At 67.6% G+C, this 10,719-nt stretch carries 11 protein-coding genes; 8 read left to right on the forward strand and 3 right to left on the reverse strand.

Features of this window, described 5'->3' with window-relative positions:
• Window positions 1–47 precede the first annotated feature (47 nt).
• The 5 genes from SAZ01S_RS17865 (at window position 48) to SAZ01S_RS17885 (ending at window position 5,043) form a co-directional block, all read left to right on the forward strand.
• The gene (locus tag SAZ01S_RS17865) at window positions 48–968 is read left to right on the forward strand and encodes a PEP-CTERM sorting domain-containing protein (protein WP_218018116.1); all 921 of its coding nucleotides are present in this window, start codon (window positions 48–50) and stop codon (window positions 966–968) included.
• 72 nt (window positions 969–1,040) lie between these two features.
• Window positions 1,041–1,418 carry a hypothetical protein gene (locus tag SAZ01S_RS17870; protein WP_084583636.1) on the forward strand — a complete coding sequence of 126 codons (378 nt, stop codon included), beginning with the start codon at window positions 1,041–1,043 and terminating at the stop codon, window positions 1,416–1,418.
• Complete coding sequence (locus tag SAZ01S_RS17875; RefSeq protein WP_084583637.1) at window positions 1,415–2,947, forward strand: hypothetical protein; 1,533 nt, start codon at window positions 1,415–1,417, stop codon at window positions 2,945–2,947. The genes SAZ01S_RS17870 and SAZ01S_RS17875 overlap by 4 nt, the downstream gene beginning before the upstream one ends.
• Before the next feature lie 9 nt (window positions 2,948–2,956).
• The gene (locus SAZ01S_RS17880; RefSeq protein ID WP_084583638.1) at window positions 2,957–4,645 is read left to right on the forward strand and encodes a putative glycosyltransferase family protein; all 1,689 of its coding nucleotides are present in this window, start codon (window positions 2,957–2,959) and stop codon (window positions 4,643–4,645) included.
• 11 nt (window positions 4,646–4,656) lie between these two features.
• On the forward strand, window positions 4,657–5,043 hold the full coding sequence (locus tag SAZ01S_RS17885) for a YunG family protein (protein ID WP_218018117.1): 387 nt from the start codon (window positions 4,657–4,659) through the stop codon (window positions 5,041–5,043).
• Here SAZ01S_RS17885 and SAZ01S_RS17890 read toward each other — a convergent pair.
• The 3 genes from SAZ01S_RS17890 to SAZ01S_RS17900 form a co-directional block, all read right to left on the reverse strand.
• Complete coding sequence (locus tag SAZ01S_RS17890) at window positions 5,040–6,179, reverse strand: GNAT family N-acetyltransferase (RefSeq protein WP_084583640.1); 1,140 nt, start codon at window positions 6,177–6,179, stop codon at window positions 5,040–5,042. The genes SAZ01S_RS17885 and SAZ01S_RS17890 overlap by 4 nt on opposite strands.
• Window positions 6,180–6,434: 255 nt before the next feature.
• On the reverse strand, window positions 6,435–6,890 hold the full coding sequence (locus SAZ01S_RS17895) for a hypothetical protein (protein WP_084583641.1): 456 nt from the start codon (window positions 6,888–6,890) through the stop codon (window positions 6,435–6,437).
• Window positions 6,887–7,534 carry a histidine phosphatase family protein gene (locus SAZ01S_RS17900; RefSeq protein WP_139810133.1) on the reverse strand — a complete coding sequence of 216 codons (648 nt, stop codon included), beginning with the start codon at window positions 7,532–7,534 and terminating at the stop codon, window positions 6,887–6,889. The genes SAZ01S_RS17895 and SAZ01S_RS17900 overlap by 4 nt, the downstream gene beginning before the upstream one ends.
• A gap of 265 nt (window positions 7,535–7,799) precedes the next feature.
• On the opposite strand from SAZ01S_RS17900, the gene SAZ01S_RS17905 reads away from it, so the two are divergent.
• The 3 genes from SAZ01S_RS17905 (at window position 7,800) to SAZ01S_RS17915 (ending at window position 10,719) form a co-directional block, all read left to right on the forward strand.
• Window positions 7,800–8,426, forward strand: coding sequence for an outer membrane protein (locus tag SAZ01S_RS17905; protein WP_084583643.1), 627 nt, complete (start codon window positions 7,800–7,802; stop codon window positions 8,424–8,426).
• Window positions 8,427–8,574: 148 nt separating this feature from the next.
• Window positions 8,575–9,687 (forward strand): DNA polymerase III subunit beta, encoded by a 1,113-nt coding sequence (gene dnaN / locus SAZ01S_RS17910; RefSeq protein WP_084583644.1) that lies wholly within the window; start codon window positions 8,575–8,577, stop codon window positions 9,685–9,687.
• Between the two features lie 267 nt (window positions 9,688–9,954).
• Window positions 9,955–10,719: a Coq4 family protein gene (locus SAZ01S_RS17915; RefSeq protein WP_084583645.1), complete on the forward strand. Its 765-nt coding sequence runs from the start codon at window positions 9,955–9,957 to the stop codon at window positions 10,717–10,719.

The raw sequence follows: 10,719 nt of genomic DNA on the forward strand, positions 1-10,719 counted from the left end.
TACCGTCTTGGCGGGGGTGCGTCGCTGCACGCAAACGATCCGGGGGGATGGGTATGAAATTCGCGAAACGTGCAGTTGCGTGTCTATTGCTGACGCTGGTTCCAGGCGTGTCCTATGCGGACCAGGTCCACATGTTGCTCGAAACCAGGAGCGATTTTGAGGCGGACGACGAGAAGCCTCTGGAGGAGGTGTATTTCATGAACGCCCCCGGCATGGCAGATTTCAAGTCGAATATCTTCAGCTCGGTCGGATATCTACCGCTCGATATCGGCAAGGAATATTCGATCCGCGCGTTCGCCTATGCCTTTGGCGGCTACCAGATGATATTGGAGTCGCGCAACGACAAGTATGGCGGCGAAGAACTGTATCTGATGAGCTACGCCAGCCTTGCGGATGTCCGGTCGAACACACCCAGCTATATGGGGTACCTGCCGACCGACATCGATGGCGGCTATTCCCTGGCAGGGTTGACCGTTGCGGGTGGCACGCTCCAGCTGTTCCTGCAGCCGAACGAGGATGTCGACGGCTATAAGCGCCTCTATCTGGTGAACTACGACAGTCTCGATGCGCTGAAGTCGGGTAGCGTGTCGTCTGAATATGAACTCGGCGCGACGATCGGCATCGGCTATTCGTCCCGCGGCGTGACGTTTGATGGCACGAGATACCATATGCTGCTTCAGCTTCTGGCGGACCGGGAATCCGATGAGGAGCCAGACCTGTACCTCGCCAGCTTCCTCGGTCTCGATGGGCTGCGCAATGACGTGCTGGATTCCGGGCAGTTCCTGCCGATCAACATCGGTCGTCACTACGAAGTAGCGGGATTCTCCATCGATCCGTCGGTCCAAGGTCCGCCGTCCGGCGTTCCGGAGCCTGGCAGCTGGATGATGCTGGTGGCTGGTGTCGGCGCAGTGGGCGGTGCGATGCGTGCCAAGCGCAGGGGGCTGGCGCACTGTCCCCAAGCCTGCTGACATTGCCGCCGCCGCTCTGTTCCGGAGCGACGGGCTAACCCGCTGTTAACCATGTCGGATTAGCCCGGTGGCATGGAACCGGGCTATCCTCGCAGCGCCGTGCGCGATTCGATCGCCGCGCCTGCGGCGCCGCTCGCTGCGTTGATTGCCGCCATTCGCCTCCGCTTCCTCGCCGGCCTTCATCCGCGCCATGCCCAAGGAAACCGCGCCATGCTCGACCTGTGCCTGCATCCGCCTGCCCAGGCCGAGGCGATCGCCCGGCATTGGGGCGTCGACTATGTCGCGCTCTGCCCCGACGGGCTGGGCGAACGCGGACAGGTCGGCGATGATGCGGGGCGACTGGCCGGCGCGCTCCGGGCCGGGCGTGCACCGGGCTGGCTGGCGCCGCTAACGCGACCGGGCGAGGCGGCGATGGTCTATCGGCTGGTCGGACGCGGAACCGCGCATTGATCCGTCGCTGCTGGTGGGAGACGCGCTGGTTCGCGCTGGCGGCGGTGCTGGTCAGCGCGGTGCCGCTGCTATGGCCGGCGGTACCGCCGCTCGTCGATATGCCCAGCCATCTCGGCCGCTACCATGTCGCCGCGAATCTTGCCGATTCGCCGCTGCTCCAGCGGCACTGGACCTATGGCTGGCGGCTGATCGGCAATCTCGGCGTCGACCTCGCCGTGCTGCCGCTGGTGCCGCTGCTGGGGGTGGCGCCGGCCGCCAAGCTGATCGTGCTGCTCCTTCCGCCACTGACCGTCGCCGGGCTGATCCTGGTGTCGCGCACGGCAGGCGGGCGGCTGGCACCGGCCGCGCCCTTTGCCTTCCCGCTCGCCTATGGCTTCCCGTTCCAGTTCGGCTTCGTCAATTTCGCGCTGTCGGCGGCGCTGGCGCTGCTGGCACTGGCCTTGTGGATGCGGCTGTCACAGGCCGGCCGCCTGCGCTGGCGAGCGCTGCTGTTCGTGCCGATCGGGCTGCTGCTGTGGGTGGCGCACTGCTTCGGATGGGCGATGTTCGGCGTGTTCGCCTATGCCGTCGACCTGGCCGCGCTCCGCGCCGAAGGACGGCGCTGGCCCGAAGCGCTGCTCGTCGCGGCGCGACGCTGCCTGGTGCTGGCGGGCCCGTTGGTGCCGATGCTCGCTGGCAGCGGGTCCGGCGATGGCGGCCTCGGCGCGAGCTGGCTGTGGCAGGGCAAGATCCTCTGGATCGCCTCGCTGCTGCGCGAGCATTGGGCCAGCTATGACCTGCTCGGCGTGATCCTGCTGTTGTCGCTCTGCTGGGCCGGGCTGCGCAGCCATTGGCTCCGCACCGACCGACCGCTCGCCTGGGCGGCGGCGTTCGGCGCCGTCGCCTGGCTGCTGCTGCCGTACCGCCTGCTCGGCGGCGCCTATGTCGACATGCGCATGTCGCCCTATGTCGTCGCGCTGCTCGTCATCGGCATCCGGCCGCGCCGCGCGAACCTCGCCCAGCCGCTGGCGCTGGCGGCGACCGCCTTCTTCCTGCTCCGCATCGCCACCACCAGCTGGGTTTTCCTGGGGGCGGCGGCGGCGCAGGAGCAGGCCGCCGCGGTGAGCGCGCTGCTTCCGCGGGGTGCCTCGGTGCTCGTCGCCGTCCGCGTGCCGTGCAAGGACTGGAGCAACAATCGCCTGCCGCATGTGCCCGGGCTGGCGCTGGCGCGCCGCGACATCTTCGACAATGGCGAATGGACGCTGGCCGGCCAGCAATTGCTCCGCGACCGCCACCCCGAGGCCGAGCCGTATCGCGGCGACCCCTCGCAGATGATCGACGATGCCGATTGCAAGCTGGCGCAGGGCGACCTGCCGACGATGCTGCGGACCTTCAACCGCGCCGTCTTCGGCTATGTCTGGACGATCGGCCTGCCGCAACCCGCGCTGCCGCCGGATCTGGTGGAAGTGGGACGATCGGGACCGTCGATCCTGTACCGCGTGGCGCCGCCCACCGACAAGCGCTTGCCGGACGGCCTGCCTGCGCACTAAAGCGGCGCGATGGATAAAGGGGTTCGGCTGCACTGGTGGCAGACACGCTGGTTCGTGCTCTTCGCGACGCTGGTGGCGATGGTGCCGCTGCTATGGCCGGATATTCCGCCGCTGGTCGATCTGCCGGGCCATATGGGCCGGTACCGGGTGCAGTTCGCCTATGAGCAGGTGCCGTGGCTGCGCGAATGGTATGATTTCCGCTGGCAGCTGATGGGCAATCTCGGGGTCGATCTCGCGATCATCCCGCTCGTCAAGCTGGGGCTGAGCCTCGAACTGGCGGTGAAGCTGGTCGTGATCACCATCCCGGCGATGACCGTTGCCGGCTTCCTGATGATCGCGCGCGAGGTGCATGGTCGCATCCCGGCGACCGCACTGTTCGCGCTGCCGCTCGCCTATGCCTTCCCGTTCCATTTCGGCTTCGTCAACTTCGCCTTCTCGATGGGCATGGCGATGCTGGCGTTCGGCTGGTGGCTGCGGCTCGGCCGGCTGGGCAAGGTCCGCTTCCGCGCGGCGGTGTTCGTGCCGCTTTCGGTGATCATCTGGATCACCCACACCTTCGGCTGGGGCGTGCTGGGCGTGCTCGCCTTCTCGGCCGAGCTGATCCGCCAGCACGACGCGCGCCGCAACCCGGCGCTGCCCTGGTACAAGGATCTTGTCGGCGGCTGGCTGATGCCGTGCGTCCATGCCGGCCTGCAGTGCCTGGTGATGGCGCTGCCGGCGGTGCTGATGGTGATCTGGCGCGGCGGCGAGCATGTCTCGGGCCAGACCTTCGACTGGTTCAACTGGCGCGCCAAGACCTTGTGGGTGACGCAGGTGTTCCGCGATCGCTGGCAGCTGTTCGATCTCGCCAGCGTCGGCGTGATCTGCCTGCTGATCCTGAAGGCGGTGCGCGACCCCAACATCCAGTATTCGCGCAATCTCGGCCTGTCGGCGCTGCTCCTGCTGCTCGTCTATATCTTCCTGCCGCGCGTGGTGTTCGGGTCGGCCTATGCCGATATGCGGCTGGTGCCGTTCCTGATCGCGATCGCGATCCTGGCGATCCGGCCCAAGCCCGGCCTGTCGATGCGGGGTGCTACCACCGTCGCGGTGCTCGGCCTCAGCTTCTTCCTCGCCCGCATCGGCGCGACGACCTGGAGCTTCCTCCTCTACGACCAGGTCTATGATCGCGAGCTCAAGGCGCTCGATCACCTGCCGGTCGGCGCGCGGCTGGTCAGCTTCGTCGGCGAGACCTGCTACAACGAATGGCGGATGACGCGGCTCCAGCACGTCCCCGCGCTCGCGCTCGAGCGGCGGCTGGCCTACACCAACGATCAATGGTCGATGGCCGGCGGACAGCTGCTGACGGTGCGCTACCGTGCGGCGAAGCGCTTCGCGCATGATCCGTCGGAGATCGTCACCAACATCCAGTGCCCGCGCGAATGGTGGCGACCGATCGCGCGCAGCCTGGCGCTCTTCCCGCGCGATGCGTTCGACTATGTCTGGCTGATCCGCCCGCCGGCGTTCGACCCGCGCTACGAGCAGGGGCTGGTGCCCGTGTGGCGCGACGGGCCGAGCGTGCTGTACCGCGTCGACCACAGCGTGCCTGGGCCCGAGCTCAACCCCGGCGACCTGCCGATCCCGCGGCCCGAGGCGGTGCTGATCCGCGAGGCCGAGGCGGCGGGCGAACTGCCGGGGAATGGCACCGCGCCGCCGTCTTGAGGGGCGCGCAGGTGGATGTAGCAACGCTGGCGGAGGCGCTACGTGCGTCCTGGGACGAAAAGACCGCCTATCGTGGCGTGGTCCGGGTGGGGAATTCCGCCTATGGGCAATGCTATCCGACGTCGCGCGTCGTGCGATGGTTCTACCCGGCTTTCGAGATCGCCAAGGGCGAGGTGTGGACTCCGACCGGCATCGAGCAGCACTTCTGGAATGCGCGCGCGGACGGGACGGAATGGCTGGACCTGAGCTGGGAACAGTTCCCGGCCGGATCGAGGGTTCTGCACTACGTCCTGCTCGACCGGCATGCCCTGGGCGACAGCGATCCGACGGTCGCGCGGTGCGCGCTGCTTCTCGAGCGTGTGCAGTCCTATCTGTCCCGCCGGAGCGTCCGGGCCTAATCGGCCTTCCGGAACGGCGTCAGTTCTTCCAGATATTCCTGCTCGCGCTCGACCGCCTGCTGTTCGCGCACCAGGAACTCGGCGACCGCGCGGCGGAAGCCCGGGTCCGGGATGTAGTGCGCCGACCAGGTCGTCACCGGCGCATAGCCGCGCGCCAGCTTGTGCTCGCCCTGCGCGCCCGCCTCGACGCGGGGCAGGCCGCGTTCGATCGCGGCGTCGATCGCCTGGTAATAGCAAAGCTCGAAATGGAGGAACGGGACTTCCTCGGTGCAGCCCCAATAGCGGCCGTAGAGTGCGTCGCCGCCGATCAGGTTGAGCGCGCCGGCGATCGGCCGCCCGTCGCGTTCGGCCAGCATCAGCAGCACCTTGTCGCCCAGCGCTTCGCTCAGCATCGAGAAGAAGGGCCGGGTGAGATAGGGGCGGCCCCATTTGCGGCTGCCGGTATCCTGGTAGAAGGCCCAGAAGGCATCCCAATGCGCTTCGGTGATCTCGGCGCCGGCAAGGTGGCGGATCGTCAGCCCCTCCACCGCGGCGGCGCGCTCCTTGCGGATCGCCTTGCGCTTGCGGCTGGCGAGCGCGCCGAGAAAGTCGTCGAAGCTGCCATAGCCCTGATTGTGCCAGTGGAACTGGGTGCCGGTGCGGATTAGCCAGCCCGCCGCCTCGAACAGCGGCACCTGCGCCTCGGCGAGGAAGGTGACATGGCCCGAGGACAGCCGGTGCTGGTCGACCACCGCCTCGATCGCCGCGATCAGCGACGGCGCGAGGGCGGGGTCGCGCAGCAGCAGGCGGGGGCCGGGCACCGGGGTGAACGGCACCGCGACCTGGAGCTTGGGATAATAGCGGCCGCCCGCCTGTTCCCAGGCATCGGCCCAGCCATGGTCGAACACATATTCGCCCTGGCTGTGGCTCTTGGCATAGGCCGGCGCGATCGCAGCGGGGGCGCCGTCCGGCCCGTCGACGACGATCGGGATCGGCTGCCACCCGGTCTTCGCCGTCGCCGAGCCCGAGGCTTCGAGGATCGACAGGAAGGCGTGGCTGAGGAACGGATTGTCCTGCCCGGCACAGGCATCCCACTGCGCCGCCGGGATCGAGGCGACACCATCGGCAAGGCGGGCGGAGACGGAAGGGGATCGCACGGGAACAAGATAATGGCTCGCGCAGCGGGTGCCAGTGGTTTTGCGGCCATTCCGCCTTCTTGTCCCCCTCCCGCTTGCGGGAGGGGTTAGGGGAGGGTGTGTGAGGGTAGCAGGCGAGCGATTGCGATTGGCCCCGATCACGTCGGTGCGCTTCTTCTTCCTCCGCCCCTGCCTTCCTCTCTCACCCTCCCCCGTCCCCTCCCGCAGACGGGAGGGGGGCGCAAGAGGCGGGAGGTCGTCGCTTGTCGTTGCGCTCTACAGGCACGCCAGTGTCGCGGCGTCGATCGCGCTGGCGGCGCCTTGCAGCGCATAGCCGTCGACGAACGGCACGCCGCCGGTATCGACGCTTTCCACGCTCAGCGCCCGGCCGTCGCGCATTGCCGCGACAATCGCCGCGTCGGTCCGCGCGTCGGGGGCCCAGGCATCATGGCGGCTGGCGGTGAGTTCGAAGCGGCGCTCGCCCGCGACCAGCATCACCCGGGCATGATCGGCGCGCGCCCGGCTGAGGCGCACATAGAGCTGGTGGCGTACCCCTTGCGCCGGCCAACTCGCGACGCTGACATAGGCCTCGCCCCGCCGCGCCGTGTCGCTCGGCCGGGCGACCGCGAAGCAGCGCGTCGGCGCGGTGTCGCGAAACGCGCCCCAGCGTTCGAAGATGCCGATCGTCTCGCGCGGGCCCGCAAGTGCGAGCAGCGCCAGCGCGAGGATCATGCCGGGGCCGCGCCGCGCCCGGTGCCGAGATGCACGACGGTCTCGGCGCCGCCCGCGATCTTGACCACCGATCCCTGCGGCAGGTCCGGTGCCACCGGCGCGTCGAACTGGGGCAGCACGGCGCGCCCGGTCATCACCCCGCGCAGGATGCGGCTCGACATGCCGTGCATGATCACCAGCCGGTCGCCGGGATCTTCGTCGGTATCGGCGAGCCAGCCGGAGACGCGCGCGGCGATCGCATCATACCATTCGCCGCCTTCCGGCGGGCGAGTGTAGAGGCCGTGCTCGGTATCGAGAAAACGCCCCACTTCGCGCTCCAGATCGGCATAATAGCGGCCGCTCCACGCGCCCATGCCGATCTCGACCAGTCGATCGTCGGTGCGCGCCTGGTGCCAGTCGAGTTCGAGATGCTCGGCGATGATCGCCAGCGTCTGCAGCGCGCGCCCGGCGCTGGAGGCCCAGAGCGTCAGCTTCGGTTTCGGCCCGAGCAGCTGGCGCAGCGCCGCGCCCATCGCATCGGCCTGGGCGAAGCCGGCGCGGGTCAGCGGGGTGTGCGGGTGGTCGCCCTGCATCCGCCGGGCGATGTTGAACACCGTTTCGCCGTGCCGCGCAATGAAGTCGCGGCCTTGTCGCGTGCTGGCCATGGGGAGGCTCTCCGCCGAAACGGCTGGAAACGCAATGTCCCATTTTGGCCCAGATTCGTTCATCCGAGCGTCAGCGGCGCGGGTGCATCGGTCGTTTCGCTCGCAGAGCATGCGGGAGACGCGAACGAGGAGGGCAGCGTGTCGCACCCGGCCGATAGCACGGCCGACGCCCCCGGTTCCGGTTTCCGTTAACAGCCGAGGCCCGATGGCCTGCGGCTGGCGTCAGGCCGCACCCCGTCGGTGCGGTTTCAGTGAGGAGTAACTTATGCGTACCAAGCTTTTCATCGCCGCCCTGATTGCGTCGTCCGCCCTCGCCGCGCCGGCGCTGGCACAGAGCCAGGGCCCCGACCAGGCCTTCGCCGGCTCGCATGCCGAGATCATCACCGGCTGGGATCATGTGAACGACAAGTCGTCCTATGACGCCTCGAAGGACGGCGTCACCTACGGTGGCAATATCGGCTATGACATCCAGCGCGGCAGCACCGTCTTCGGCGTCGAGGGCGAAGTGACCGGCTCCAGCATCAGCGACCGCAGCAGCAACGTGCTCACCGCCGGCGACCGGCTGCGCGTGAAGGCGGGCCGCGACCTCTATGTCGGCGGTCGCCTGGGCTTCCTCGCCACGCCGCGCACGCTGATCTACGCCAAGGCGGGCTACACCAACGCGCAGTTCATCACCGATTATGATTCGCCGGCCACCGCTACCGCGTCGGCGCTCTCCTTCCGCCAGCGCGACAATTATGACGGCTGGCGCCTGGGCGCGGGTGCCGAGTTCAAGCTGACCGACAAGGTCTTCGCCAAGGCGGAATATCGCTATTCCAACTATGGCTCGCAGAACAACGGCGTCGATCCCGAGCGTCACCAGATCATCACGGGCCTGGGCGTCCGCTTCTGATCGACGAAAAGCCAGTCTGACTGTGGAAAAGAGGGTCGGGGCAGCTTGCTCCGGCCCTTTTTCGCGTTAAGGGTACGTCATGGCGCATTGCCACCGGCCGGGTCGCGCCGGGTAAGAGTAAGGGCGACGGCCCGGGGGTTTGAGGTACATGAAGGCGACGATCGAACGCGCAACTCTGTTGAGGGGCTTGAGCCACGTCCAGTCCGTGGTCGAGCGGCGCAACACGATTCCGATCCTGTCCAACGTGCTGATCGATGCGCAGCTGGGCGGCACGATCCGGCTGATGGCGACCGATCTCGATCTGCAGATCGACGAGACGATCCCCGCCGCGGTCGATCAGGTCGGCGCGACGACGGTTTCCGCGCACACGCTGTTCGACATCGTCCGCAAGCTGCCCGAGGGCTCGCAGGTGGTGCTCACCGCGGCCGAGGGCAAGCTGACGGTGGTCGCCGGCCGCGCCCGCTTCCAGCTCGGCACGCTGCCGCGCGACGATTTCCCGATGATCGCCGAGGGCGAGCTGCCGACGACGTTCGAACTGCCGGCCGAGACGCTGAAGCAGATCATCGACAAGACCCGCTTCGCGATCTCCACCGAGGAGACGCGCTATTATCTGAACGGCATCTTCTTCCACGTGACCGACGATGCCAACCGCCTGCTCCGCGTGGCGGCGACCGACGGCCACCGGCTGGCGCGCGTCACGGTGGCGTGCCCGGACGGTGCCGATGCGATGCCCGGCGTGATCGTGCCGCGCAAGTGCGTGGCCGAACTGCGCAAGCTGCTCGACGAGGTCGATGGTTCGGTGGGCGTGTCGCTCTCGCCCTCCAAGATCCGTTTCGATCTGGGCCAGGCGATCCTCACCTCGAAGCTGATCGACGGCACCTTCCCCGATTATAGCCGCGTGATCCCGACCGCGAACGACAAGCTGCTCAAGCTCGATCCGAAGAGCTTGATGCAGGGCGTCGACCGCGTCTCGACCATCGCGACCGAGAAGACCCGCGCGGTGAAGATGGCGCTGGAGCGCGACAAGGTCGTGCTTTCGGTGACCAGCCCCGAGAACGGCGTCGCGGCCGAGGAAGTCCCCGGCGAATATGCCGCGATGGGCTTCGAGATCGGCTTCAACAGCCGCTACCTGATGGACATTCTCGGCCAGATCGAAGGCGATTCCGTCGAAGTACATCTGGCAGACGCAGCGGCTCCGACGCTGATCCGCGAGAATGATTCGTCGCCCGCGCTCTACGTATTGATGCCGATGCGGGTCTGATCCCGCACCGGTTTTTCTTGAAGTACCAGCGGCTTGTCCATGGTTGACGGCCGCTTTCCAGCGCACCCCGCGCTTTCCCCGGCTTTGTCGGACAATCTCCTGCGGCCATAAGCAGCGCCATGCCCCGAGGGTCGCACTTTACGGGACTTGGGTCGGGCGGCGGATCTCCCTGGGTCCGTCGTCCGCCTCAGGGGACGCGTCGCGCACGTTGAAATCGCATCGCCAGCGTGCTATTAACATCCGTGTCAGTTAAACGGATCGGACTGCATGGCGACCAAGGCACCGCAACCGCTGATCAACCCGGGTATTCCGCTCAAGCGCGAATGGGGCACGGCCCTGTCAGCGCTCCGCCGGCTGCTCGCCAATGGCGACGATACCGAACAGGTCTTCAAGATCATGCGCGCGCTGAACGGCGACGTCAGCCAGCGCAACTACCGCAAGCTGCTGACCGTGCCCGGCGGCGGCAAGCTCGCCTATCGTCGGCTCGAGCTGTCGCAGCGCCTGACCGATCGCAGCTGGATCGACAGCTTCGCGCCCGGCACGCTGGGGGCGGCGTACCGCGACTTCCTCGATTCGACCGGCTATTCGGCCGACGGGCTGGTGCAGGTCAGCATGGTCGAGGGCGGCTTTCAGGGTATCGAGGTCGAGCACCCCTATGCCTGGATGGGGCGGCGCGAGCGCGACATCCACGACATCTGGCACGTGCTGACCGGCTATCAGGCCGACGAGCATCTCGGCGAACTGTGCCTGGTCGCCTTCTCCTATGCGCAGACGCGCGGCACCGGCTGGGGCTTCATCGCGCTGGGCGGCGCACTCAAGAGCATCCGCACCACCGGCCGGCTCGATTGCGTGAAGGCGATCTGGGAGGGCTATCGCCACGGCAAGCGTGCGCGCTGGCTGCACGCCGAGGATTACGAGACGCTGCTCGAGGAGCCGCTGGAAGCGGCGCGGGCGCGGCTGGGAATCGTTGCGCCGACACAGTATCGGGCCGCCCAGGCCAAGCTGGCCGAAGCCGGCATCGGCGCGCTCTAG

Source organism: Sphingomonas azotifigens NBRC 15497 (assembly GCF_002091475.1).
In the GTDB taxonomy this organism is placed as follows: Bacteria; Pseudomonadota; Alphaproteobacteria; order Sphingomonadales; family Sphingomonadaceae; genus Sphingomonas; species Sphingomonas azotifigens.